This window comes from Spirillospora sp. NPDC029432, from assembly GCF_040703975.1.
Taxonomy (GTDB): domain Bacteria; phylum Actinomycetota; class Actinomycetes; order Streptosporangiales; family Streptosporangiaceae; genus Spirillospora.
The window spans coordinates 73,624-98,184 of the sequence record NZ_JBEZWH010000023.1; the positions used below are offsets into that span (position 1 = coordinate 73,624).

22 protein-coding genes are annotated in these 24,561 nt (G+C 70.1%); 9 read left to right on the plus strand and 13 right to left on the minus strand.

The window, feature by feature from the left end; translation table 11 throughout:
• Nucleotides 1-64: 64 nt before the first annotated feature.
• The 7 genes from gyrA to dnaA form a co-directional block, all read right to left on the minus strand.
• Nucleotides 65-2,575 (minus strand): DNA gyrase subunit A, encoded by a 2,511-nt coding sequence (gyrA, locus tag AB0881_RS20060; RefSeq protein ID WP_366618592.1) that lies wholly within the window; start codon nt 2,573-2,575, stop codon nt 65-67.
• A 110-nt stretch (nt 2,576-2,685) separates the two neighbouring features.
• Complete coding sequence (gene gyrB / locus AB0881_RS20065; RefSeq protein ID WP_366618593.1) at nt 2,686-4,626, minus strand: DNA topoisomerase (ATP-hydrolyzing) subunit B; 1,941 nt, start codon at nt 4,624-4,626, stop codon at nt 2,686-2,688.
• 517 nt (nt 4,627-5,143) lie between these two features.
• Complete coding sequence (locus AB0881_RS20070; protein ID WP_366618595.1) at nt 5,144-5,701, minus strand: DUF721 domain-containing protein; 558 nt, start codon at nt 5,699-5,701, stop codon at nt 5,144-5,146.
• Nucleotides 5,702-5,714: 13 nt separating this feature from the next.
• Nucleotides 5,715-6,881 (minus strand): DNA replication/repair protein RecF, encoded by a 1,167-nt coding sequence (gene recF, locus AB0881_RS20075; RefSeq protein WP_366618597.1) that lies wholly within the window; start codon nt 6,879-6,881, stop codon nt 5,715-5,717.
• A gap of 159 nt (nt 6,882-7,040) precedes the next feature.
• Nucleotides 7,041-7,961, minus strand: coding sequence for a phosphogluconate dehydrogenase (NAD(+)-dependent, decarboxylating) (gnd, locus tag AB0881_RS20080; protein ID WP_366618599.1), 921 nt, complete (start codon nt 7,959-7,961; stop codon nt 7,041-7,043).
• A 158-nt stretch (nt 7,962-8,119) separates the two neighbouring features.
• Nucleotides 8,120-9,262, minus strand: a complete 1,143-nt coding sequence (gene dnaN / locus AB0881_RS20085) for a DNA polymerase III subunit beta (protein ID WP_366618601.1) — start codon at nt 9,260-9,262, stop codon at nt 8,120-8,122.
• A 722-nt stretch (nt 9,263-9,984) separates the two neighbouring features.
• Nucleotides 9,985-12,117 (minus strand): chromosomal replication initiator protein DnaA, encoded by a 2,133-nt coding sequence (dnaA, locus tag AB0881_RS20090; RefSeq protein WP_366618603.1) that lies wholly within the window; start codon nt 12,115-12,117, stop codon nt 9,985-9,987.
• Nucleotides 12,118-12,871: 754 nt separating this feature from the next.
• Between dnaA and rpmH the strand changes: the two genes are divergently transcribed.
• From rpmH to AB0881_RS20115, 5 genes are all read left to right on the plus strand, one after another.
• Nucleotides 12,872-13,009 (plus strand): 50S ribosomal protein L34, encoded by a 138-nt coding sequence (gene rpmH, locus AB0881_RS20095; RefSeq protein WP_366618605.1) that lies wholly within the window; start codon nt 12,872-12,874, stop codon nt 13,007-13,009.
• 13 nt (nt 13,010-13,022) lie between these two features.
• A complete protein-coding gene (gene rnpA, locus AB0881_RS20100; RefSeq protein ID WP_366618607.1) occupies nt 13,023-13,391 on the plus strand; it encodes a ribonuclease P protein component in 369 nt (122 codons plus the stop codon).
• A gap of 71 nt (nt 13,392-13,462) precedes the next feature.
• On the plus strand, nt 13,463-13,744 hold the full coding sequence (yidD, locus tag AB0881_RS20105; protein ID WP_366618660.1) for a membrane protein insertion efficiency factor YidD: 282 nt from the start codon (nt 13,463-13,465) through the stop codon (nt 13,742-13,744).
• The gene (yidC, locus tag AB0881_RS20110; protein ID WP_366618609.1) at nt 13,737-14,711 is read left to right on the plus strand and encodes a membrane protein insertase YidC; all 975 of its coding nucleotides are present in this window, start codon (nt 13,737-13,739) and stop codon (nt 14,709-14,711) included. Before yidD ends, yidC begins: the two co-directional genes overlap by 8 nt.
• Nucleotides 14,712-14,747: 36 nt before the next feature.
• Nucleotides 14,748-15,233, plus strand: coding sequence for a R3H domain-containing nucleic acid-binding protein (locus AB0881_RS20115; RefSeq protein ID WP_366618611.1), 486 nt, complete (start codon nt 14,748-14,750; stop codon nt 15,231-15,233).
• Nucleotides 15,234-15,469: 236 nt separating this feature from the next.
• Here AB0881_RS20115 and AB0881_RS20120 read toward each other — a convergent pair whose 3' ends face one another.
• Entirely contained in the window at nt 15,470-15,928 is a 459-nt protein-coding gene (locus AB0881_RS20120) for a DUF6458 family protein (protein ID WP_366618613.1), read from the minus strand.
• Between the two features lie 176 nt (nt 15,929-16,104).
• Here AB0881_RS20120 and rsmG point away from each other — a divergent pair, with 176 nt between their 5' ends.
• The 3 genes from rsmG to AB0881_RS20135 all read left to right on the plus strand — a co-directional run bounded on the left by rsmG (nt 16,105) and on the right by AB0881_RS20135 (nt 18,829).
• Nucleotides 16,105-16,764, plus strand: coding sequence for a 16S rRNA (guanine(527)-N(7))-methyltransferase RsmG (gene rsmG / locus AB0881_RS20125; protein ID WP_366618615.1), 660 nt, complete (start codon nt 16,105-16,107; stop codon nt 16,762-16,764).
• Between the two features lie 263 nt (nt 16,765-17,027).
• Nucleotides 17,028-17,837 carry a ParA family protein gene (locus AB0881_RS20130; protein ID WP_366618617.1) on the plus strand — a complete coding sequence of 270 codons (810 nt, stop codon included), beginning with the start codon at nt 17,028-17,030 and terminating at the stop codon, nt 17,835-17,837.
• Nucleotides 17,834-18,829, plus strand: coding sequence for a ParB/RepB/Spo0J family partition protein (locus AB0881_RS20135; protein WP_366618619.1), 996 nt, complete (start codon nt 17,834-17,836; stop codon nt 18,827-18,829). The genes AB0881_RS20130 and AB0881_RS20135 overlap by 4 nt, the downstream gene beginning before the upstream one ends.
• Before the next feature lie 254 nt (nt 18,830-19,083).
• On the opposite strand, the gene AB0881_RS20140 is transcribed toward AB0881_RS20135, so the two are convergent.
• The 3 genes from AB0881_RS20140 to AB0881_RS20150 form a co-directional block, all read right to left on the minus strand.
• Nucleotides 19,084-19,695: a hypothetical protein gene (locus AB0881_RS20140; protein ID WP_366618621.1), complete on the minus strand. Its 612-nt coding sequence runs from the start codon at nt 19,693-19,695 to the stop codon at nt 19,084-19,086.
• 312 nt (nt 19,696-20,007) lie between these two features.
• Nucleotides 20,008-20,961: a D-alanine--D-alanine ligase gene (locus tag AB0881_RS20145; RefSeq protein ID WP_366618622.1), complete on the minus strand. Its 954-nt coding sequence runs from the start codon at nt 20,959-20,961 to the stop codon at nt 20,008-20,010.
• Nucleotides 20,962-21,061: 100 nt separating this feature from the next.
• Nucleotides 21,062-22,318 (minus strand): PLP-dependent aminotransferase family protein, encoded by a 1,257-nt coding sequence (locus AB0881_RS20150; RefSeq protein ID WP_366618662.1) that lies wholly within the window; start codon nt 22,316-22,318, stop codon nt 21,062-21,064.
• A 256-nt stretch (nt 22,319-22,574) separates the two neighbouring features.
• Between AB0881_RS20150 and AB0881_RS20155 the strand changes: the two genes are divergently transcribed.
• Nucleotides 22,575-23,192, plus strand: a complete 618-nt coding sequence (locus AB0881_RS20155; RefSeq protein ID WP_366618624.1) for a GNAT family N-acetyltransferase — start codon at nt 22,575-22,577, stop codon at nt 23,190-23,192.
• A 36-nt stretch (nt 23,193-23,228) separates the two neighbouring features.
• Here the strand turns inward: AB0881_RS20155 and AB0881_RS20160 are convergent, their stop codons facing one another.
• Together AB0881_RS20160 and trxA are read right to left on the minus strand one after the other, a co-directional pair.
• Complete coding sequence (locus AB0881_RS20160) at nt 23,229-23,789, minus strand: hypothetical protein (protein ID WP_366618626.1); 561 nt, start codon at nt 23,787-23,789, stop codon at nt 23,229-23,231.
• Between the two features lie 444 nt (nt 23,790-24,233).
• On the minus strand, nt 24,234-24,548 hold the full coding sequence (gene trxA / locus AB0881_RS20165) for a thioredoxin (RefSeq protein WP_366618628.1): 315 nt from the start codon (nt 24,546-24,548) through the stop codon (nt 24,234-24,236).
• Between the last annotated feature and the right edge of the window lie 13 nt (nt 24,549-24,561).

Genomic DNA, 24,561 nt, shown 5'->3' on the forward strand with positions numbered 1-24,561 from the left:
CGGCTCGGCCAAGGGCGAGACCCGAGAGCCACGCCCCGGCGGCTCGGGGACGGACCGGGGGGCGTCATTCACCGTCGCTCCCCTCGCCCGCCTCGGCGTCCGAGTCCTCCATGGACTCTACGTTCCGCGCGACGGCGACCACGCTGTGCCCCTCGGCGAGGTTCATCAGTCGAACCCCCATGGTCTGCCGGCCGGACTGCTTGATCTCCGCCGCGGTGGTACGGATGACGCCCCCGTTCGACGTCATCGCGAACACCTCGTCGTCGGGGCCGACCATCAGCGCCCCTACCAAGCCACCGCGAGTTTCCACGATCTTAGCGGTCAGAACACCCTTACCCCCACGTCCCTGGACGGGGTACTGGTCGATCGGGGTGCGCTTGGCGTAGCCGCCCTGGGTGGCGACCAGGACGTCCGCCGCGCCGGGCTGCGCGACCAGCATGTTGAGGACGTGCTGGTCGTCGTCGAACCGCATCCCGATCACGCCGCTGGTCGCGCGGCCCATCGGGCGCAGCGAGTCGTCGTCGGCGCGGAACCGGATCGCCTGGGCGCCGGTGGAGACCATCAGCAGGTAGTCGTCCGGCGAGACCAGCCGGGCGGCGATCACCTCGTCGTCGTCCACCAGGTTGATCGCGATGATGCCGCCGGTGCGGGGCGAGTCGAAGTCGCGCAGCGCCGTCTTCTTGACCCGGCCCTTCTTCGTGCCGAGCACGAGGTACGGCGCGACGTCGTAGTCGCGCAGGTCCATCACCTGGGCGATGTGCTCGTCCGGCTGGAAGGCCAGCAGGTTGGCGACGTGCTGGCCGCGGGAGTCGCGGCCGGCGTCGGGCAGCTCGTACGCCTTGGCGCGGTAGACCCGGCCCTTGTTGGTGAAGAACAGGATCCAGTGGTGCGTCGTGGTGACGAAGAACTGGTCGACGATGTCGTCCTGCTTCAGCTGCGCGCCGCGCACGCCCTTGCCGCCGCGCCGCTGCGCCCGGTAGAGGTCGGTCTTGGTGCGCTTGGCGTAGCCGCCGCGGGTGATCGTGACGACGACGTCCTCTTCGGCGATGAGGTCCTCGTACGAGACGTCGCCCTCGAACGGGATGATCTGCGTGCGCCGCTCGTCGCCGTACTTCTCGACGATCGGGGCCAGCTCGTCGCCGACGATCCGGCGCTGCCGCTCGGGCGAGGACAGGATGTCGTTGTAGTCGGCGATCTCCGCCATGAGCTTGTCGTACTCGTCGGTGATCTGCTGGCGCTCCAGGGCGGCCAGCTTGCGCAGCTGCATGTCGAGGATGGCCTGCGCCTGGACCTCGTCGATCTCCAGCAGGCCCATCAGGCCGCGCTGCGCCTCCTGCGCCGAGGGGGAGCGCCGGATCAGCGCGATGACCTCGTCGATCCTGTCGAGCGCCTTGAGCAGGGCGCGCAGGATGTGGGCGCGCTCCTCGGCCTTGCGGAGCAGGAACCGGGTGCGCCGGACGATGACGTCGATCTGGTGCGCCACCCAGTGCCGCACGAACTGGTCGAGGCGCAGCGTGCGCGGCACGCCGTCCACCAGCGCCAGCATGTTGGCGCCGAACGTCTCCTGCAGCTGCGTGTGCTTGTAGAGGTTGTTCAGGACGACCTTGGCGACGGCGTCCCGCTTGAGGACGATCACCAGCCGCTGGCCGGTGCGGCCGGAGGTCTCGTCCCGGACGTCGGCGACACCGTCGAGCTTGCCGTCCTTGACCAGCTCGGCGATCTTCAAAGCGAGGTTGTCGGGGTTGACCTGGTACGGCAGCTCGCTGACGACCAGGCAGGTGCGGCCCTGGATCTCCTCGACCTCGACGACGGCCCGCATGGTGATCGAGCCGCGGCCGGTGCGGTACGCCTCCTCGATCCCCTTGCGGCCGACGATCAGGCCGGAGGTGGGGAAGTCGGGGCCCTTGATCCGCTCGATCAGCGCGTCGAGCAGCTCCTCGTCGGAGGCGCCGTAGTTCGCCAGGAACCAGCGGACGCCCTCGGCGACCTCGCGGAGGTTGTGCGGCGGGATGTTGGTCGCCATCCCGACCGCGATGCCGGCGGAGCCGTTCACCAGCAGGTTGGGGTACCGCGACGGCATGACGTCCGGTTCCTGCGAACGGCCGTCGTAGTTGGGGGAAAAGTCGACGGTCTCCTTGTCGATGTCGCGCAGCAGCTCCATCGCCAGGGGCGCCATGCGGCACTCGGTGTAACGCATGGCCGCCGCGGGGTCGTTGCCGCGCGAGCCGAAGTTGCCGTTGCCGTCGACGAGCGGGTAGCGCATCGACCAGGGCTGGGCCAGCCGGACGAGCGCGTCGTAGATGGCCGAGTCGCCGTGCGGGTGGTAGTTCCCCATGACGTCGCCGACGACGCGGGCGCACTTGAAGTAGCCGCGGTCGGGGCGGTAGCCGCCGTCGTACATCGCGTACAGGACCCGGCGGTGCACCGGCTTGAGGCCGTCGCGCACCTCGGGCAGCGCCCGCGCGACGATGACCGACATCGCGTAGTCGAGATAGCTGCGCTGCATCTCGACCTGGATGTCGACCGGTTCGATCCGCTCGCCGGGGCCGCCGCCCTCTGTGGTCACGTCCGTCACTCTGAAAGACCTCTTCTAAGTAGTGGGAAGGAAGCTCGATCGCGCCGGCGCTCCGGCGGGCACCCCGGGTGCCGGGAGCGGCGTCTCCGCCTGGCCGGTCGCGCGCACCATCAGATGTCCAGGAACCGGACGTCCTTGGCGTTGCGCTGGATGAACTCGCGGCGCGGTTCGACCTCCTCGCCCATGAGGACGCTGAACAGCTGGTCGGCCTGGGCGGCGTCGTCCAGCGTGACCTGGAGCAGGACCCGGTTGTCGGGGTCCATCGTGGTGTCCCACAGCTCGTTGGCGTTCATCTCACCCAGGCCCTTGAAGCGCTGGACCAGGTCGCGGGGGCGGGGGTCGCGCTTGCCGGCGGCGACGCCCGCCTCGATGATCGCGTCCCGCTCCCGGTCGGAGTAGGCGTAGTCGGAGTCCTGGCCCCGGGCGTCCCACTTGATCTTGTAGAGCGGGGGCTGGGACAGGTAGACGTGGCCGGCCTCGATCAGCGGCTTCATGAACCTGAACAGCAGCGTCAGCAGCAGCGTGTTGATGTGGTGGCCGTCGACGTCGGCGTCCGACATCAGGATGATCTTGTGATAGCGGAGCCGGGAGATGTCGAACTCGTCGTGCACGCCGGTGCCCAGCGCCGTGATGATCGCCTGCACCTCGTTGTTCTTGAGGATGCGGTCGATCCGCGCCTTCTCCACGTTGAGGATCTTGCCTCGGATCGGCAGGATCGCCTGGTACTGCACGGCGCGACCGCCCTTGGCGGAGCCGCCCGCCGAGTCGCCCTCGACGATGAACAGCTCGGACTTGGACGGGTCGGTGGACTGGCAGTCCGACAGCTTGCCGGGCAGCGAGGTCGACTCCAGCAGGCTCTTGCGCCGGGTCAGGTCGCGCGCCTGGCGGGCCGCGATCCGCGCCCGCGCCGCCTGCGTGGCCTTGTTGATGATCTCCTTGGCCTCGCCGGGGTTGCGGTCGAACCAGTCCCGCAGGTGCTCGTGGCAGGCCTTCTGTACGAACGACTTGGCCTCGGTGTTGCCGAGCTTGGTCTTGGTCTGCCCCTCGAACTGCGGGTCGGCCAGCTTGATCGAGATGATCGCGGTCAGGCCCTCGCGGACGTCCTCACCGCTGAGGTTGTCGTCCTTGCCCTCCTTGAGGAGCTTCTGCTCCCTGGCGTAGCGGTTGACGATGCTCGTCAGCGCCGCCCGGAAGCCCTCCTCGTGGGTGCCGCCCTCCGCCGTGTTGATCGTGTTGGCGAAGGTGTGGACGGACTCCGCGTACGAGGAGTTCCACTGCATGGCGATCTCCACCGACATGCCCTCGGTGTCGTCGCCGAAGTAGACGACCGAGTCGTGGACGGACTCCCGCTTGCTGTTGATGTAGCGAACGAAGTCCTCGATGCCGCCCTCGTAGTGGTAGCGGACGACGTGCGGCTCGCCGTTGGAGTGGTCGGGCCGCTCGTCCCGCAGCGTGATGGACAGGCCGCGGTTGAGGAACGCGTACTCCTGCATGCGGCGCGAGAGCGTCTCGTAGTTCCACTCGAGGGTCTCGAAGATGTCGCCGTCAGGCCAGAAGGTGATGGTGGTGCCGGTCTCGTCGGTCGGCTCGCCCTTGGCCAGCGGCGCCTCGGGGCCCTGCCAGGTGTAGGACTGGCGCCAGACATGGCCGTCCGTCCGGACCTCGGCGGTCAGCCGGGTGGACAGCGCGTTCACGACCGCGGAGCCGACGCCGTGCAGGCCGCCGGAGACCGCGTACGACTTGCCGTCGAACTTGCCGCCCGCGTGCAGCGTGGTCAGCACCAGCTCGATGGCGGGGCGCTTCTCGACCGGGTGCTCGCCCACCGGGATGCCGCGGCCGTTGTCCTGGACGCGCACGCCGCCGTCGGCGAGCAGCGTCACGACGATGTCGTCGGCATAGCCGGCCAGCGCCTCGTCGACGGAGTTGTCGACGATCTCGTAGACGAGGTGGTGCAGGCCCCTTTCCCCGGTCGAGCCGATGTACATGCCCGGGCGCTTGCGCACCGCCTCGAGACCTTCAAGGACAGTGATCGAACTAGCGTCGTACGCCAAAGGAGATCCTCCTGCCGGGGATGCTCGTCGCCCGCGAAGAGAACGCGGCGTGCCCCGTAACACACATAAGGGCGCCCCTCGCGCTCTGGTCCAACGGCCAGAGACCCGGGCGACCCATGGCGGCGCAGCATCCTGAACCCGATTTCATTCTACCGGGTCGCCAGGCAAAAAGTGGCACTGTCGGGCGCTGTGTGCGCGTGTGGCGGGCGAGCAGGCGAGGAGATTACTCCCCCCACAGCCCCCGGGGGGTTGTGGGGCCCACGGCGCGCTGGCGCCGGAATTCATCTGGCGTCACACCGAACAGATGTTCCCACCCCGCCGGCCACCCCGCGTGCACGGGCGGTCACGTTCCGGTCGTCGGTCCGCATCTTCTCTTGTGGTGGTCTTGCTCTTGCGGAACGAAGGCTGTCACACGCCACTGACACTTCGTGTCCGCCGGCGGGCGTTCCGATCACGCAGGGTACCGGCGGCGGCCGCCCCGTCCCGGAACGGAGGCCGGCCGGATGCTGGCCGGAGGTCAGCGGACCCGCCAGGCGCCGGCCCGCCGCGGCCCCGAGGACGGGCCGACGACCTTGACCCGGCGGACCGTGCCGTCGCCGAGCTCCTCGTTCAGGCGCCTGACCAGCGTGGACGCGAGCAGCCGCAGCTGGGTGGCCCAGGTCGTGGAGTCGGCCACGACGGTGAGCTCGCCGTCCTCGAACTTCTCCGGACGGGTGTGCTCGGCCAGTTCGGGGCCCACGATGCCCGGCCAGTTGCCGAAGACGCCGCCGACCGCGGCGCGCTGCTCCCAGCCGCGCGAGGCCATCAGCTCGCGGATCGCCGCGCCGAACGCCTTGGGGTCGCCGCCGCGGCCGGGCTCCCGTACCCCGCCGGGGGTACGCCCGCCGCCCTTCCGCTTGCCCTGCCCCGGTACGGAACCGCGCTTGCGGGCGTCCGCCTTCGCCTGCGCCAGCGCCTCGCGGGCCAGTTCGATGCCGGACTTGGCGGGAGGACCCGTCTCTTCCCCAGAGGGTGTGGACGAAGCGGCGGTGTCCCCACTGCCCTCGATATTCACCGAGTCGGGGGAGTTATGCACACCCTGTGGACGATCATTCACCCGGCGTCCCCTCCCCTGCGAGGTCCTGTTCACCATGCTCGCGCGTGACCTGCCCGCCCTCGACGGTGTACGAGCCGCCCGTCAGCTCGGCCGGAACGTCGGCGGGGACGGCCGCGGTGATGAGAACCTGCTCCGCCGGTGCCACCATCGTGGCCAGCCGGTCACGCCGGCCGGTGTCCAGCTCGGCGAACACATCGTCCAAGATCAGAACGGGGTCGTCCCCGTCCGCGCGCAGCAGGTCGAAGGCGGCGAGCCGCAGCCCCAGGGCGAACGACCACGACTCCCCATGGCTGGCGTATCCGCGGGCGGGCAGCTCCCCCAGGCGCAGGACGAGTTCGTCCCTGTGCGGCCCGATGAGGCTGACTCCGCGTTCGAGCTCCTGGCGGCGCGCCTCGGCGACACCGCCGAGCAACTGCTCCGCGAGTTGTGCACGGTCTGTGGACAACTCGACGTCGCCCAGCGAGCTCTTGTAGATGAGATCGGCGATCCCGCTGTCAGGGGCGAGCGCCGCGTACGACCGCGCGACGAGCGGGCGGAGCGCCGCGACGAGGTCCAGCCGGGCGGCGAGCAGCTCCGCCCCCGTACGGGCGAGGTGCGAATCCCACACGTCGAGCGTCGCCAGCACCTCGGGCCCCGGGGAGCGCCGGTGGGCGGCCGCCGACTTCAGCAGGGCGTTGCGCTGCTTCAGGACCCGGTCGTAGTCGGAACGGACGCCGGCGAACCGCGGCGCGCGCGCCGTCAGCAGCTCGTCCATGAACCGGCGGCGCTCCCCCGGGTCGCCCTTCACCAGCGACAGGTCCTCGGGCGCGAACAGGACGGTCCGCAGCATCCCCAGGATCTCGCGCGGCCTGGGGACGGGCGAGCGGTTGAGCCGCGCCCGGTTGGCCCTGCCCGGGTTGATCTCCAGCTCGATCAGGGCCTTGCGGTCGTCCTTCACCACCCCGGCGCGCACGATCGCCCGCGGCGCGCCCTGGCGCACCAGCGGGGCGTCCGTGGCCGCGCGGTGGCTGCCGTGCGACGCCACGTACCCGATGGCCTCGACCAGGTTGGTCTTGCCCTGGCCGTTCGGCCCCACGAACGCCGTGACCCCCGGCTCCAGCGCGACCTCGGCGGTGGCGTAGGAGCGGAAGTCCTGGAGCGACAGGTGGGCGACATGCACGAGACACGAGAGTAGAGCCTCCCGCCGGGTGGGACGACGCGGGAAGCACCCGGGAGGCGGCCCAAGGGGCGAGCCAAGAGGCGGGCCAGGAGCCGCGCCTCCGCGTCCGCCTCCGTGTCCGCCCCCGCGTCCACACCCTGTGGACGGTGCCCGCCGGCGTCACATGGCTGGGGGAGTGACGTCGGCGCCGGGGGAGTCCGCGCCCTTCGCCGATTCCACGGAGTGGCCGCCGAACTGGTTGCGGAGGGCCGCGACGACCTTCATCGCGGGGGAGTCCTCCTGGCGGGAGGCGAAGCGCGCGTACAGCGATGCCGTGATGGCGGGCAGCGGGACGGCGTGGTCGACGGCGGCCTGGACGGTCCAGCGGCCCTCGCCCGAGTCGTTGGCGTATCCACGGATGTCGTCGAGCTGTGGATCGTCCTGGAGCGCCCGGTTCATCAGGTCCAGCAGCCACGAACGGATGACCGTCCCCTGCTCCCAACTGCGGAACGTCTCGGCGACATTGGTCACCACGTCGCTCGCCTCGATCAGCTCCCAGCCCTCGCCGAAGGCCTGCATCATCGCGTACTCGATGCCGTTGTGGACCATCTTCACGAAGTGGCCGGCGCCGATCTTGCCCGAGTGCACGAAGCCGTACTCGCCCGCCGGCTTCAGCGTCTCGAAGACCGGCATCAGCCGCTTCACGTTCTCCTCGTCGCCGCCGACCATGAGGGCGTAGCCGTTCTCCAGCCCCCACACGCCGCCGCTCACCCCGCAGTCGACGAACCCGATGCCCTTGGCGGCCAGCTCCTCGCCGTGCTTCTGGTCGTCCACATAGTGCGAGTTGCCGCCGTCGACGACGACGTCGCCGGCCTCCAGGAGATCACCGAGCCTGTTGATCGTCTCCTGGGTGGGGCCGCCCGCGGGCACCATCACCCACACGGCACGCGGCGCGGAAAGGCGTCCGACCAGCTCCTCCACCGAGGCGACGTCGCTGATCTCCGGGTTGCGGTCGTACCCCACGACGGTGTGCCCGCCGCGGCGCAGCCGCTCGGCCATGTTGGCGCCCATCTTGCCCAGGCCGATGATCCCCAGCTCCATTGCTACTCCCCTGTCCCTGCCGTGTTCAGCGTTCTACGTCGTCGACTGCCAGGGCCCGGCGGGGCCCCTTGCGCACAGACGTCCGCGCCTAGGCGTACCCGCACACGTACGCCTACGCATGGACGCGCCTCCGGCCTGCCCGGCCCGTCCGGCTCCGCTCAGCCGGAGAGGCGGACGGGCATGATCAGGTAGCGGTAGTTGGGGTTCTCGCCGTCCTGCGGGGGCTTGCCGGTCAGGACCGCCGGCTTGGTCGGGGTCGTGAACGACAGCCGCGCCACGTCCGAGCCGATCGCCGCCAGGCCGTCGAGGAGGAACCCGGGGTTGAAGGCGATGTCGATGTCGTCGCCCTCAAGCGTCGCCTCCAGCGCCTCCACGGCCTGGGCCTCATCCCCGGTCCCGGCCTCCAGGACGACCTCTCCCTGGCTGAACGAGAGCCGTACAGGGGTGTTCCGCTCGGCGACCAGGGACACCCGCTTGACGGCCTCGATGAACGGGGCGGTCTGGATCTCGGCGAGGCCCGCGTACTCGCTGGGCAGCAGCGAGCGGTACTTGACGAAGTCGCCGTCCAGCAGCCGCGACGTCGTGCGGCGGCCGCCGCCGGAGAAGCCGATCATGCCCTCGCCGGCCGCGCCCGCGCCGCCGAGCGCGATCGACACCTCGGCGCCGGTGGTCAGCGACTTGGCGGTGTCGGCGAGCGTCTTGGCGGGCACCAGGGCGACGGCGGAGAAGTCGGGGCGGTCCGGCTTCCAGTGCATCTCCCGCACGGCCAGCCGGTAGCGGTCGGTGGCGGCGAGCGTGACGGTCTCGCCCTCGATCTCCACCCGCACGCCGGTGAGCATGGGGATCGTGTCGTCCTTGCCGGCGGCGATGGCGACCTGGTTGACGGCGGCGGCGAACTCGTCGCTGCCCACGGAGCCGGCGGCCGGCGGCATCTCCGGCAGCGTCGGGTAGTCCTCCACAGGCATGGTGAGGAGTGTGAACTTCGCGCTGCCGCAGCGGAGCATCACCTTGGCCCCGTCCGTGGTCACCTCCACAGGGTGTGGAGGCAGGCTGCGCGAGATCTCGGCGAGGAGGCGGCCGGACACCAGCGCGCTCCCCGCCTCCTCCACGTCGATGTCGGTGGCGACCTGAGCGGACACCTCGTAGTCGAACGCCGAGAGCTTGAGCCGGTCGCCGTTGCCCTCACCGCCGGCCTCCAGGTGCATGCCGGCGAGCACGGCCACCGGGGGCCGTACCGGAAGCGTCCGGGCCGTCCAGGCCACGGCGTCGGCGAGGGCGTCTCTGTCGATGCGGAACTTCACGGGGACCCGCCTCCTGCAGGTTTCGGCTCAACGGTGGGGTGCGCCCCGGGAATCCGCGCGCTCGGCGCGCTCATCCCCAGGCCCTGAGTTGAGAAGGATCTTTTCTTGGATAGATAAAGAGAGCAGTACTCGTCATAGGGGCCGTGGATAGTGTGGACAAGCGGTGTCCTCCCAGGTCGGGGGCCTGTTTTTGTCCACCGGGCCTGTGCACTGGCCGTGGACGGGCGAGCGCCGCCTGAGGACGGGGATTCTTTCCCCACACGTCATCCTCACCTCATCCCCCGGTTGTCCACGGGTTTTCCGCAGGTCGTCCACGCCTCTCCACGGGCCGGCACGGCACTCGGGAGCCGCCGGGCGCTCCGTCCCCACCCCGTCCCCAGGACGTCCCCAGGTTGTCCACGTGTGCGTCCCCATGATGCCGGTAGCCGTCCACGGACGGTCCACAAACCATCCACCATCCATCCTCAGGTTGTCCGCAGGTTGTCCCCCGACTATCCACCGGGATCCCCAGAGTTTTCCCCAGGTTGTGGGTCCGGGGGCGGTTCGCTCGGCGTGTCGCGTCCCGGCGCCGTCCACAGGCCGGGATCCCGTACGGAACGGTTATCCACCCTGCGGGAGGCGGCGCGCCAGAGGTTATCCACGTTGTGGACAAGCCCGTCCCCGGCGAGGCGCCAAGGGGCGGACGGACGGGATGAGGCGGGACGGACGGGACCGGCGGGGCCTCAGCGCTTGCGGGCCTGGTGCTTGATCCGCCCGGTCAGCTCGGTCACCTGGTTGTAGATCGCGCGGCGCTCGGCCATCAGCGACCGGATCTTGCGTTCGGCGTGCATCACCGTCGTGTGGTCGCGGCCGCCGAACTGCTGGCCGATCTTGGGCAGCGACAGCTCGGTCAGCTCGCGGCACAGGTACATCGCGATCTGCCGGGCGGTCACCAGCATCCGGGACCGCGACGGGCCGCACAGGTCCTCGATCGTCGTCCCGAAGTACTCGACCGTCTGCGCCATGATCATCGCTGCGGTGATCTCGGGCCCGGAGTCGTTGGGGATCAGGTCCTTGAGGACGATCTCCGCCAGCTTCATGTCCACCGACTGCCGGTTGAGGCTGGCGAACGCGGTCACCCGGATCAGCGCCCCCTCCAGCTCGCGGATGTTCGTCGCGATCTGCGAGGCGATGAACTCCAGCACGTCCGGCGGCGCCGCCAGGCCCTCCTGCCGGGCCTTCTTCTGCAGGATCGCGATCCGGGTCTCCAGCTCGGGCGGCTGCACGTCCGTGGTCAGCCCCCACTCGAACCGGTTGCGCAGCCGGTCCTCCAGCGTCACCAGCTCTTTGGGCGGCCGATCACTGGAGATCACGATCTGCTTGCTCGCGTTGTGCAGGGTGTTGAAGGTGTGGAAGAACTCCTCCTGCGTCTGCTCCTTGCCCTCAAGGAACTGGATGTCGTCGACGAGGAGGATGTCCACGTCCCGGTACCTGCGGCGGAACCCGTCCGCCTTGCCGTCCCGGATCGAGTTGATGAAGTCGTTGGTGAACTCCTCGGAGCTCACGTACCGCACCCGCGCCCCGTTGAAGAGGCTCTGCGCGTAGTGCCCGATGGCGTGCAGCAGGTGCGTCTTGCCGAGTCCCGAGTCGCCGTAGATGAACAGCGGGTTGTACGCCTTGGCCGGCTGCTCGGCCACCGCCACCGCCGCCGCGTGGGCGAACCGGTTGGACGACCCGATGACGAACGTCTCGAACGTGTACTTCGGGTTCAGCCGGGCGTGCTCCGCGCTGGGAGCGGGATTCCCGCCGCCGCTCCCGGCTGCGCTGCCGCCCCCAGAACCGCCGCCCCCGGTGCGAGGCTCCGGCAGAGCGCTCATCGCCTCGTCGTCACGGAAAGCGGAGCCGCCCTCTCCTCTATAGGAGGACTCCTCGCCCCTGAACGATTCGGCGCCCTTGCCCTGCGGGAAAGCGTCGTCGTTATTGGAACGGCCTCGCGGCGGCTCGTTCTGGTTCTCCCCATTGCGAGCCGGAGGCGCGCCTAGAGTGCGGTCGTTCAGATGGGAGGGGGCGTGTCCCTGCAAGGGCTGCTGCCCGTGCCGTCCGCCGCGGCCCTCCCCGCCCGGGCCGAAGCCTTCCGGGCCGTAACCCTCATAACCCTCGTAACCCTCGAAGCCTTCCGAGCCGCTTCCGCCGCCCATTCCGGGATAGCCGCCGCGCGGGCCGCGCCCCTCGAAAGGCCCGCCGCCCCGGGGGCCTCCGCCGTACGCGGGAGGACGGGACGACGCCGGCGGATATCCACCGCCGTGCTCGGAATCCCCGCCCTGGGGCCAGCCGCGGTCCTCTTCCTGAAGGGGATATCCACCGCTTCCCCCAGGGCTGTGGATAGAGCCTCCTTGGGGCGGCCCTCCGTACCCGTGCTCGGGATAGGAACGGTCCCCATAGGACTCGTACGGCTGTTCCCGGTACTGCTGCTCGCCGAATGGGCGGTCTTCGTACGGCCGTTCCTCGAAGGGGCGGCCCTCGCCGTACGACTGTTCCTGGGAGTAAGGCCGGTCGGTAAAGGAGTCGGGCGGCCGGTCGTGATGGGCCGGGCCCGGTTCGCCGCCGGAGGCGGCCGGCGGCTCCGGCTGGACGGTCACCGCGACGCGGATCTCGCGGCCCAGCTCGTGCGAGAGTGCCTGCGTGATCAGGTTGCGCAGCCGCGTCTCCAGCGCGTCCTTGGCGAACTCGTTGGGCGCGGCGAGCAGCGCCGTGCCCTCGACCAGGGCCAGCGGCCGGACCATCGGAAGCCACGCGCGGTAGCTCGGCGGGAGTTCCCCCTCGGACAGGGCGGTAAGGGTGCGGGTCCAGACCGACGCGAGATCCTGACCGTCCATGCGCAAGGTCCCCTCCCCAACATCTCCGTATCCGGAGCACCCGACTGCCCGGCTTCCCCATGGCCGCGCTCCGTCCCGATGGCCTCGGGACGCCGCGGAGAACTTACTCTCTCACGAGTTGTCCACAGAGTTGTCCACACGCTGTGCATGAACATGGGGAGCCCTGTGCATAAGTCGGCACGGCGTGCCGGCAGAGCACGAACGGCACCACCCGGGGGATGGCGCTAGGACTCGAAGATGACGTGCGAGGGGTGTAGCGGGGGCGTGCGGGAAGCGTGCGGGAAGCGAAGGTACCCGCGACGGTGGCGGGTGTGGAAAGACTTCGGAGACTTCGGGCCGGCGCGATCCGAAGGACGGGCGCCGACCGGCTCGGAAGACACTAGCGAGCCCGGTGTTCCGCTGCAACCGGGAGAGGCGCATGCGAACTTTGGGTACTTCGCGCCGCGGCCGAGCCTTGGGAGGCGCGGGGGACGGGGCCCGGCCGCCGTTCCCGCGGAGCCTGGAATGGCAGGAATGTGACATTCACTTCCCGCCGTACACCGCCGCTCCGTTTGACCGTGTGCCCTGGTAGCCCGTAACGTTCTGAGGTCGAGTCGCATCGACGGAGATGACGCGTGCCCGCCGTCTTGTCCCACCATCTCGCCGAGAGACCCGGGCAGGCACGGACGGGCCCCCGCTGCGGGGGACCGGACGCGGCCCTCGATGCGAGCCATCGCGCCTGTCAAACAAGCCGACCGCAGCACTGGAGCCTCGAGTGAGCAAGCGTACTTTCCAGCCGAACAACCGTCGTCGCCACAAGAAGCACGGCTTCCGGCTGCGCATGCGCACCCGCGCTGGGCGCGCCATCATTTCCTCGCGGCGCGGCAAGGGCCGCTCCCGCATCGCGGTCTGACCTCTCCCCTCGCATGCTGCCCTCCGGTAACCGGATGCGGCGGCGGGACGAGTTCACCCTGGCCGTCCGGCGCGGGCGCCGCGCGGGACGGCCGACCGTCGTCGTACATCTGCTTCGCCGGGACGACGTTCCCGACGACGAGGCCGAACCCCTGGTCGGCTTCATCGTGGCCCGCACGGTGGGGAACGCGGTCGTCCGCAACCGCGCCCGCCGGCGGCTCCGGCACCTGGTGCGGGATCACCTGCACCGGTTGCCGCGGGGTAGCCTGCTCGTAGTGCGCGCCAATCCCGCCGCGGGTGCGGCGCGCAACGACGACCTGGCCGCGGATCTGGAGTCGGCGCTCGACCGGCTGCTGCGGCCCACGTCCAAGGGGCGGAGATGACGAGCCATCCAGAGGGGCGTTCCCCCTCGGAGCACGCGGCCGGAGGCGTCAGCCCGGCGGCCCGTGCGCTGATGCTCCTCGTCCGTGCCTACCGCCGCTTCTTGAGCCCCCTGCTCGGGCAGCAGTGCCGCTTCCAGCCCACCTGCAGCGCGTACGGCCTGGAGGCCCTCCAGGTGCACGGCGCGGTGCGCGGCAGCTGGCTGACCGTGCGCCGGATCGGCCGGTGTCACCCCTTCCATCGCGGCGGGTACGACCCCGTACCGCCGGCGAAGGGCGCTGCCCCCTCCACGACCTCCGGCCGCGCGGAGAGCGGCCCCGCCCTAGCAGAGCCCAAGGAGCTGCCCGGTGCTTGACTGGTTGTACGGAATCGTCGCCCAGCTGATCGTGTGGATTCACACGGGGCTGAGCACTGTCGTCCCCAAGGACAGTGGATGGGCGTGGGGCGGTTCCATCATCCTGCTGACGGTGCTGCTGCGCCTGCTGATGGTGCCGCTGTTCGTCAAACAGATCCACGCCTCCCGGAAGATGCAAGAGCTGAACCCGAAGGTTCAGGCGCTGCGCAAGAAGTACAAGAACGACAAGCAGCGCATGAACCAGGAGGTCATGAAGCTCTACCAGGAGAACGGCGCCAACCCGCTGTCGGGCTGCCTGCCGATCCTGGTGCAGATGCCGGTGTTCATCGGCCTCTTCAACGTCCTGCGCAAGATCTCGGACGCGAACCCGGGCCAGAGCGTCTACGCGATGACGTCCGAGCTGGTGGACAGCGCGCAGAAGGCCAACATCCTCGGCGCGCACATCCCGGACACGTTCCTGAACGCCTGGAGCGGCGACCCGCGCAACTGGAGCGCGATCACCGTCACCGGCATCGCCGTGATCATCAGCTCCTGCACGACGTTCTTCACCGTGCGGTCCAGCATGAAGCGCCAGCCCGTCACGGACGAGAACAACCCGATGATGCAGGCGCAGAAGATGATGGTCTTCCTGGCGCCGGTGTTCGGCCTCTTCGGTCTCGGCTTCCCGCTGGGCGTCCTCATGTACTGGGTGACGTCCAACAGCTGGACCCTGGTGCAGCAGCACTACATCTACTCCAAGTACCCGCCGATCGGCGCCGACGGCAACGGCAACGGCGACGCCGCCAAGGGCGGCAAGGGCGGCAAGGGCGGCGGCAAGAACGCGGCGCCGGCGAAGTCGACGGGCGTCAAGACCAAGCTGCGCAAGGACCCCGAGTCCGTCCCCGAGCCGGAGCCCAAGCCGAAGGTCGTGCGCAACCAGCCGACGCGCAAGTCGCGGAGCAAGCGCAGCGGCAGCCCGAAGCGCTAGTTTTGACCTCTGTCCTCGCCGAAGAAGGAGACCCCGTTGAGCCAGACCGACACCACTGAGGTCGACGTCCAGGCCCTGGAGCAGGAAGGCGAGATCGCCGCCGACTACATCGAGGGCCTGCTGGACATCGGTGACTACGACGGCGACATCGACATGGACGTCGAGGGCGAGCGCGCGATGGTGGCCGTCGTCGGCGGCGCTCTGGACGAGCTGGTGGGCAAGCGCGGCGAGGTGCTGGAGGCGCTGCAGGAGCTCACCCGGCTGGCCGTCCACCGGCAGACCGGCAACCGCTCCCGCCTGATGCTCGACATCGGCGGCTACCGCGAGCGCCGCCGCGCCGAGCTGACCAAGCTGGGCCAGGACGTGTCGAACGAGGTCAAGCAGGAGGGCAAGGCCAAGCCGCTGGCCCCGATGACCCCGTTCGAGCGCAAGATCGTGCACGACGCGGTCGCGGCCGCGGGCCTGCGCAGCGAGTCCGAGGGCGAGGAGCCGGACCGCTACGTGGTCGTCCACCCCGAGTAGCCCGCGTCGAACGCCGAATCGCTCCGCGTCGCCTCCCGCCCTCCGGCGGGAAGAGACGCGGAGCGATCTGCTTTTGCGGCCCCTTCAGGCGGGCGGGAGGGGCGCGGGGAGTTCGTGGAGAAGGATTCTCCTGAAACCAGGGTCGTCGCCCGCGCCCCCGCTCCGGCTCTCAGACGCGCGTGACGCAGCCCTTTTCGCACCGAACAATTGCCCCTGAAGCGGTTCGTACCGGGAAATCAGCGGCGGAACGGGGAGCGGCGGCGGGTCGGGGTCACGTTCTCCCGGGCCGGGTCCTGGGCGACGGCGGGGTCCTGCGCCACGGCCGGGTCCTGGGCCGCGTGGCCCGTCGGCTGGGAGTGGGCGGTGCGGTCGCGCGGTGCGACGGGACGTTCGATCACACGTTCGACACGCTCCACCGGGCCGTCGACAGGACGCTCGATGATGCGCTCCTCGTGGACGACCGTCTCGGCCGGCGCGGCGCCCTCGGCCTCGACGTACCCCGGGTCGGCGCCGGCCATAGTGTTCGCGCGGCGGCGCGGGCGGGTGTACTTGTACGTGAACCACATGCTGACCAGGCCGACCAGGATCAGGATCCAGCCCACGAGATCGATGTTGATTCCACTGAGGTCGACCTGGAGCGCGAACGCGAGGATCGCGCCGATGGCGATGAAGGCGAGACTGACTCCGATCCCCATGGTTCGGAGCCTCCTTCCCTTTTCCGTGATCAGGTGGTCGGCATTGCCCGTTCCTTACCCTGAGGGCGGGGAGTATGCGTGCGGCCTCGCCCGTACGGGGATCCGTAAGGTTCCTATGGCTTCCGGAGCAGTGTGTGCTGTGCGCCGTCCCGGCCTTATGTGGAACGATTCGTACGGTGGGGATTCAGAGTGAGGTTTTCGGGGAAACGCTGCCGGTCGCGGAACGCTATGCGGAGTTCCTCGCGAGCGCCGGGGTCGAGCGTGGCCTGATCGGCCCGCGCGAGGTCGATCGGCTCTGGGAACGCCACCTGATCAACTGTGCCGTGGTCGCCGAGGCCGTACCGGACAAGGCGCGTGTCGTCGACATCGGCTCCGGTGCGGGCCTGCCCGGGATCGTGCTGGCGATCGTACGGCCGGACCTCTCCGTCACCCTCCTCGAACCGCTGCTGCGCCGGACCACGTTCCTCCAGGAATGCGTGGACATGCTGGAACTGCCGAACGTGGAGGTGCGCCGCGCACGCGCGGAGGAGGTCGTCCAGGAGTTCTCCATGGACGTCGCCACCGCGCGCGCCGTCGCACCGCTCGACCGCCTGGCGAAGTGGGCGCTGCCGCTCCTGCGGCCCGGCGGGGAACTGCTGGCCCTCAAGGGCGAGCGGGCCGCGGTGGAGCTGGAGGAGGCGCAGCCCGTGCTGAAGCGCTTCGGTGTCCGCTCCGCCGAACTGCTCCAAGTAGGGCGCGGTATGGTCGACCCGCCGACGACGCTTGTCCGTGTGGTCGCCGAACGCGAACGCGCCCCCCGGCGCACCAAAGGGTCGAGGAAGAAGAGGTCTTCATGAGCACAGGACCGGGCCGGCCTGACCGCTCCGTTGAATCCCCCCAGGCGAACGGCGACGGCGGGGAGGCCCTCCCCTCCGGACACGCGATGTGGGGAAGTACGACGTCCGGAACCGCGGAGAACGTCGGTTACGTACCGACGAACGGTGGCGCCCAGGAGCCGCCCGGGCCGCGCAACGGGCCATCTCAGGGGGAGTCTGAACTGGTGCGTGAAGCGCTGAAGGACGCGAAGGTTTCACATGAAACAGGCCGTCGGGTACGCCCCGTGCGGCGGGAGAAGGAGTGGCCGCGGCCGGCCGAGTGCCGGGTGATCACCATCGCCAACCAGAAGGGCGGCGTGGGCAAGACCACCACCTCGGTCAACCTCGCCGCCTCGCTGGCCATGCACGGCGCGCAGGTCCTCGTCGTGGACCTGGACCCGCAGGGGAACGCCTCGACCGCCCTCGGCGTCGAGCACCACGCCGATGTGCCGTCGATCTACGAAGTCCTGATCGAGGATCTTCCCCTCGACGAGATCGTGGTCGCGGCCCCCGAGATCCCGAACCTGCACTGCGCCCCCGCCAACCTCAACCTGGCCGGCGCCGAGATCGAACTCGTCTCGAAAGTGGCCCGCGAGTCGCGGCTGCAGAAGGCACTCAGCGCGTACGACACGAGCAGGTTCGACTACGTCCTGATCGACTGCCCGCCCTCGCTGGGCCTGCTCACCGTGAACGCCCTCGTCGGCGGCCACGAGCTGCTCATCCCGATCCAGTGCGAGTACTACGCGCTGGAGGGCCTCGGCCAGCTGATCCGTACGGTGGACCTCGTCAAGGCCCACCTCAACCAGGAACTCGTCGTCTCGACGATCCTGCTCACGATGTACGACGCCCGCACCCGCCTCGCCGCCCAGGTCGCGGAGGACGTCCGGAACCACTTCGGCGACGTCGTCCTCAACACCGTGATCCCGCGGAGCGTCCGGGTGTCCGAGGCCCCGAGCTACGGGCAGTCGGTCATGACGTACGACCCGGGCTCCAGCGGCGCGCTCGCCTACAGCGAGGCCGCCTCGGAGATGGCGTACCGGGGAGCGCCCGAGTGAGCCAGTCGCGACGCAGGCAGCCCGGCCTCGGCCGGGGGCTGGACGCCCTCATCCCGACCCGCCCGCCGGCGGCGCCCCCGGCCCCCGCCCCGGCCGATCCCGGGGACGTGCCGTCCAACGGCGCGCCCGCCGCCGGTCCGCCCGCCGCGGGGTCCGTACCGATCGGCGCGCATTTCGCCGAGATCCCGCTGGGGCGGATCCGCCCGAACCCCAGGCAGCCCCGCGACAACTTCGCCGAGGAGCCGCTGGCCGAACTCGCCGAGTCGATCTCGATCGTCGGCCTGCTCCAGCCGATCGTCGTCCGCCGGATCGACGATCCGGAGCACGACTACGAGCTCGTCATGGGCGAGCGCCGGCTGCGCGCCTCGGAGATCGCCGGCCTGGACGCCATCCCGGCGATCGTCCGCGACACCGGCGACAACGACATGCTCCGTGACGCCCTCATGGAGAACCTCCACCGGCAGCAGCTCAACCCGATCGAAGAGGCCGCCGCGTACCAGCAGCTCCTGGAGGACTTCGGCGCCACCCACGAGCAGCTCGCCACCCGCATCGGCCGCTCGCGTCCGCACATCACCAACACCCTGCGGCTGCTGAACCTCCCGCCGGACGTTCAGAAGCGCCTCGCCGCGGGCGTCCTCACCGCCGGCCACGCCCGCGCGCTGCTGAGCCTCGACACCGCCGCGGCCCAGGAGGAGCTCGCCCGCCGGATCGTCGCCGAGGGCCTCTCCGTCCGTACCGTCGAAGAGATGATCACCCTGCGGGAGGTCGAGGAGGGCCCCAAGACCCCCCGCCAGGGCCGCCGCAAGCAGTCCACGGCCCCCGAACTCCGCGAGCTGGCCGACCGCCTCTCCGACCGCTACGAGACCAAGGTCCGCGTCGACATGGGCGCCAAGAAGGGCAAGATCGTCGTCGAGTTCGCCTCCATGGAGGACCTCGACCGCATCATCAAGGCCATGACCCTGGACGACGAACCAGACGACCAAGGCTTCTGACCACCAACGCCCCGGGCTACCCCGGGGCGTTTTCATTTCCACCGCCTCTTCCCTCCCCCGCCTCACCCCCAAGGCCGCCTATCGGCCACGCCCCCACCCCCGCTTACCCGCTACGCCGAACGCCCGCCCCACATGGTCAGCAGCGATCTCCCAACCGACTTCCCAAGCGATTCCGCTGCGCATGTTTCACGGGAAACCTCGTCCCCAACCGCCAGAGCAGTACTTCCGTCTGGACGCCGTCTTGTCGCGGGACGTCAGACGTTCGCGGGTTGTTCCACGATCGCCGGGGGCCTGCCGGTCTCCTGACGGCGGCGCAGATAGTAGGCCCCCGCGAGGACGAGGATGACCGGTCCCCATATGCCGATCGGGGCGGTGCAGATCATCGCCAGCGCTCCCCACCAGCCGTTGTCGTAGGCGATGTCTTCACCCACGCCGAACACGGTGAGGTGCTGGCCGCCGCCGATCGGCACGGAACCGAAAAGCGCGGTGAGGGCCAGCCCGCCGAGCACCGAGGGGACGACAGCCGCCAGCGGCGGGACTCGCCTGCCGCCGATCAGTGGGATCCAGGCGGGCGCCACCTCGCCCCAGCGGCGCACCAGCCCGATGCACAGGAACGCGATCAGCTCCGACACGACGCTCAGCGCGAATACATACGGCACGCTCACCCACAGACTCGGCATGCCGGTGTCGTGCTGCTGCCCCATGTCGAAATGGAAGGCGAAAGGCAGCCGCCACAGGCATGAGGGCAACAGCAATAACGGCATCGCGTAGGCAAGCCGCATCACCCAGCGCGGAACGGGCCGCTCGGTGTCGCTCTCGCTGGGACCGGTGTGCAGGACGAGGCGTACGACTCTGCTGATCTCCATGCCCGTCACTCTTCCGCCCCGCCCCCACGCTGATGATCGCCCGTGCCGGGCAGGTCCCTCCCCCGCCCGGGTGATTCATGCACTGGAGCCCGCGGGCGATGGCGCCCCGTCGTGAAAGGACCTCCACCGCTCCCTCAGAAGGCGCCGTGGGGCGATGTTTCACGAGAAACGTCGCCTGTGGGCCGGTCTTCTGTGGGTGAGGGCCGTGCGCCTTGTTCGGGGATGAGGGCCCGATGTTTCACGGGAAACATCGGGCTGCCCGTGGTGGGGGCTGGGGTCCGAGACGGTTGGGGCGATGCGGTGTTGGTGTGTTCAGGGGGCGGTGTTGGGGCCGGCGTTGCCGAGGAGGCTCCTGCAGAGGGTGCCGAGGTCCATGGATGCGGCGGCCAGGGCGCGGGGGAAGAGGCTCGTCTCGGTCATGCCGGGGGCCACGTTCACTTCCAGGAAGTGGGCCTCGCCCGTGTGGTCGATGATGAGGTCGGTACGGGAGAGGTCACGGAGGCCCAGGGCGCGGTGGGCGGTCACCGCGGCGTGGGTGGCGCGGCGGGCGGCCTCGGGGGTGAGGCGGGCCGGGGTGATGAACTCGGTGTCGCCGGCGTCGTAGCGGGCCGTGTAGTCGTAGCGGCCGCCGGGGGCGACGATCTCCACGGCGGGGAGGGCGTGCGGCGAGCCGTCGCGTTCGATGACGGAGACTGCGACCTCGGTGCCCGGGATGTACTGCTCGACGAGGGCGGCGTCGCCGTACGCGAAGCAGCCGACCATCGCGGCGGGGAGTTCGGTGGCCTCCTGGACGACCGAGCCGCCGAGGGCGGAGCCGCCGCGGGTGGGCTTGACGAAGAGGGGCAGGCCCAGCCGGCGGACGATGTGGTCGAGGACGGACGAGGCGCCGAGGTCGTGGAAGACCTCCTTGGGGAGGGCGACCGAGGCGGGGGTGTTCAGGCCCGCCTGGCGTACGACGGCCTTGGCGGTGGGCTTGTCCCACGCGACGCGGCAGGCGTCGGGGCGGGAGCCGACGTAGGGGACGCCCATGAGTTCGAGGACGTCGCGGATCGAGCCGTCCTCGCCGGCGGCGCCGTGGAGGACGGGGAGTACGGCGTCCGGCGGGTCGTTCGAGAGGGAGTCCAGGAGTGTGGCGTCGGCGTCGCGGAGCTCGACCGGGACGTCCAGGGCGCGCAGCGCGTCCACGACACGGCGGCCCGAGCGGAGGGAGACTTCGCGCTCGTACGAGAGGCCTCCGGCCAGGACGACCACATGGCCGAGTTCCAAAACGATGCTCCTTAGACGGGAATCAGAGGTTTGCCCTGACGGTTTTCGCAAAGGCGCGCCGGCTCCAGGATGGGGGAGTCGGCGCGCCTCGTACGGGATTTCAGACCAGGCCGGGTCCGGGGGTGTCGACCCCGGCCGGGGAGGTCGCGCCGACACCGCCGACACCGACGCCGACGCCACCGCCGAAGGTGTCGCGGAGCCGGATCTCCTGCTCGATCACGGCGGCCAGGCGGCGGACGCCCTCGCGGATGCGGTGCGGCTCCGGGTAGCAGTACGACAGCCGCATGTGCCGGTGGCCGCCGCCGTCGGCGTAGAAGCCCGTGCCGGGGACGTACGCGACGCGGTCGGCGATGGCGCGCGGGGCCATGGCCTTGGCGTCCAGGCCCTCGGGGAGGGTGAGCCAGACGAAGAAGCCGCCGGCGGGACGGGTCCACGTGCAGCCCTCGGGCATCATCGCGTCCAGGGCTTCGAGCATGGCGTCGCGGCGCTCGCGGTACAGCTCGCGGAAGTCCTTGATCTGCTCCTGCCACGGCTGCGTGGAGAGGTACTCGCGGACGGCGAACTGCGAGAAGCTCGGGTGGCACAGGACGGCGGACTCGGCCGCCAGAACGAGCTTGGCCCGGACGGCGTGCGGCGCGAGGCACCAGCCGACGCGGAGCCCGGAGGCGATCGTCTTGGAGAACGAGCCGAGGTAGATGACGCGCTCGGCGTCGTCGGCGCGGAGGGCGCGCATGGGCTCGCCGTCGAAGCCGAGGAGGCCGTACGGGTTGTCCTCCAGGATCAGGACGTCGTATTCGGCGCAGATCTCCAGGACCTGGGCGCGGCGGGCGGCGGTGAGCGTCACGCCGGCCGGGTTCTGGAACATGGGGACGGTGTAGAGGAACTTGACCCGCCGCCCCTCGCGGCGGAGCCGTTCGAGGGTCTCGCGGAGCGCGGACGGGATCAGGCCGCCCTCGTCGAGCGGTACGTGCACGACGTCCGCCTGGTACGAGGCGAACGTGCCGAGCGCGCCGACGTAGGAGGGCGCCTCGGCCAGGACGACGTCGCCCGGGTCCACGAAGATGCGGGTGATGAGGTCCAGCGCCTGCTGGGCGCCGACGGTGACGACGACGTCGTCCGCGGAGGCCTGGATGCCTTCGAGGGACATCACCTCGCAGATGCGTTCGCGGAGGAGCGGGTCGCCCTGGGCGGACGCGTACTGGAGGACCTCGGCGCCGTTGCGCGCGACCAGCTCGCCGATCATGTCGCCCAGGGCGTCCAGCGGGAGGGCGGAGACGTACGGCATGCCGCCCGCCAGGGAGACGACCTCGGGACGGGAGGCGACCGCGAACAGGGCCCGGATCTCCGACGGCACCATGCCGGCGGCACGGGCGGCGTAGCGGTCGGAGTAGGCGTCTGTACGCGAGTGCTGTTCCACGAGGCACCTCCGGGGGTGTTCGGACGTTCTTGCAAACTACGACATGGGTCCTGATGCTCGACGAGGCGGGGCGGCCGGGCCGCGCCGTTCGCGGGCGGAAAGCCCCCTGTCCGATACGATGCCCGAGGATCCCCGAGTGTTGCCGGGAATCTCGCGAAGTGGCGCACCGCACGTTTCCGCAGGGGGTGCTGTTCCGGTGTCGCGTCGTCTCGTCAACATCACGCTGGACAATCTGGACGATCTCCCGCGCCGCTGCCGCCGCTGCGTGTTCTGGGAGCTCGATCCGGTGAGCCGCGACCGGGCCGTCGAGGCGGGCGACCCGGAGCTGGAGAAGGAGGCGTGGATCTCCTCCACGCTCCTGGAGTGGGGCAGCTGCGGCAAGATCGTCTACGTCGACGACGTTCCGGCGGGCTTCGTGATGTACGCGCCGCCGCTGTACGTGCCGCGCTCGGTGGCTTTCCCGACCAGTCCCGTCAGCGCCGACGCCGTGCTGCTGATGACGGCGCACATCCTGCCGGAGTTCGCCGGCGGCGGGCTCGGCCGGATGCTCGTCCAGGGCGTGGCGAAGGACCTCACCCGGCGGGCGGTGAAGGCGATCGAGGCGTTCGGCGACCTCAAGGTCGAGGAGGGCGGCTGCCTGGTCCCGGCCGACTACCTGCTGTCGGTGGGCTTCAAGACCGTACGGCCGCACCACCGCTACCCGCGGCTCAGGCTGGAGCTGAAGTCGGCCCTGTCATGGCGTGAGGACGTCGAGGTGGCGCTGGAGCGCCTCCTCGGCTCCATGACCCCAGAAGGCGCCCTCCGTCCCGTCTGAGGCCCTCTCAGCGCTCCGTGATGCGCGGGCCCGTCGCTACGCCGTCCGCCAGGACTGGAGACGGCCCCTGGCGTAGGTCGTCCAGGTACCTCGGCCATTGGGGAGCGGCAGGTCCGTGACCGCTCCCGGCGGGTACGAGACGGTGCAGATCGGCTCCAGCGAATCGGATGTGAACAGCGCCGTGGGACCGTCGAACTCCTTGGCGATCACTCGGTCGGCGTCCAGGTATCCCCCGCACAGGTCGAAGTCCCCCTCCTGGACGGCCTCGGGCGCCCCGTCCGGGAGGTGGCACACGGTCAGCCGCCCGTCCTCCATCGGGACGGTGAGGTGGCCGTGCCCGTCCGGATGGACGTCCGCCAGCACCCCGTACGGCGAAGCGCGGACGTCCACGATCGGCCGCCCGTCCTCCCAGCGGCCCGTGCCGATCCAGCCGCCGCCATCGCCGCCCGCCAGATCCACGGAGAGGCAGGGGCCCTCGGCATGGGGCAGCGTGGTGGAGCCCACGCTCGCGCACCCCAAGGAGACGCGGCCCAGTGCGGCGCCCGTCAGGGCGTCGTGCACCGTCCACAGGTCATCGCCGTCCTCCTGCGGTGTCACCGCCCACACCTGCGTCCCGTCAGAGCTGAACGCGCAGGAGCCCGAGGACGCGGCCGCGCCCAGGCGCGGCCTCCAGGTGGCATGGCGTACCTCCCAGCGCACTCCGCCGCCGACCTCCACGACGCCGACACGGTCGGGCCCGCTGACGGCCGCCGATTCCAGTCCTCCTTGGGTTGCGCTGGAACGTGCCCATTGCGGCAACGCGAACGTACGTACCGTACGGAGCCTCGCGTCCAAGACGAGGAGCTCGCCAGGTGTCTGCATCTGGAAGCGTCCACCGGGAGCACGCCCAACTGACGACTCGGGCGGGAACTCACGCTCGCTCTGCAGTACGGCTCGCATCCCGGCACTCTATGGAGAAAGCGACGGGCCCGTACCGGATGTCCGGTACGGGCCCGTCGTCTCGCGCTCGCCGCGGGAGGTGGCGAGGTCTTCAGGGGCGGCTCAGATGAACTCGCCGAGTTCGCGCAGCAGGGCGGCCTTGGGCTTGACGCCCTGGATCTGCTTGACGACCTCGCCGTTCTTGTAGACGTTCAGCGTGGGGATGCCGAGGATCTGGTACTCGGCCGGCACCTTCGGGTTCTCGTCGATGTTGAGCTTGACGATCTCCAGCTTGTCGCCGTGCTCCTTGGAGATCTCCTCCAGGATCGGGGCGACCATCCGGCACGGACCGCACCATTCGGCCCAGAAGTCGACCAGCACGGGCTTGTCGCTTTCGAGCACCTCGGCCTTGAAGTCGGCGTCGGTCACGGCTTTCATCGGATCTCCGTTC

Excerpts from the sequence above, each read along its gene's own strand:
- AB0881_RS20120 (WP_366618613.1), bottom strand. The coding sequence starts at position 15,928 with ATGGGGATCGGAGTCAGTCTCGCCTTCATCGCCATCGGCGCGATCCTC.
- trxA (WP_366618628.1), bottom strand. The coding sequence starts at position 24,548 with ATGAAAGCCGTGACCGACGCCGACTTCAAGGCCGAGGTGCTCGAAAGC.
- yidD (WP_366618660.1), top strand. The coding sequence starts at position 13,463 with ATGCTCCTCGTCCGTGCCTACCGCCGCTTCTTGAGCCCCCTGCTCGGG.
- rnpA (WP_366618607.1), top strand. The coding sequence starts at position 13,023 with ATGCTGCCCTCCGGTAACCGGATGCGGCGGCGGGACGAGTTCACCCTG.
- AB0881_RS20140 (WP_366618621.1), bottom strand. The coding sequence starts at position 19,695 with ATGGAGATCAGCAGAGTCGTACGCCTCGTCCTGCACACCGGTCCCAGC.
- dnaA (WP_366618603.1), bottom strand. The coding sequence starts at position 12,117 with ATGGACGGTCAGGATCTCGCGTCGGTCTGGACCCGCACCCTTACCGCC.
- gnd (WP_366618599.1), bottom strand. The coding sequence starts at position 7,961 with ATGGAGCTGGGGATCATCGGCCTGGGCAAGATGGGCGCCAACATGGCC.
- AB0881_RS20150 (WP_366618662.1), bottom strand. The coding sequence starts at position 22,318 with ATGGTGCCGTCGGAGATCCGGGCCCTGTTCGCGGTCGCCTCCCGTCCC.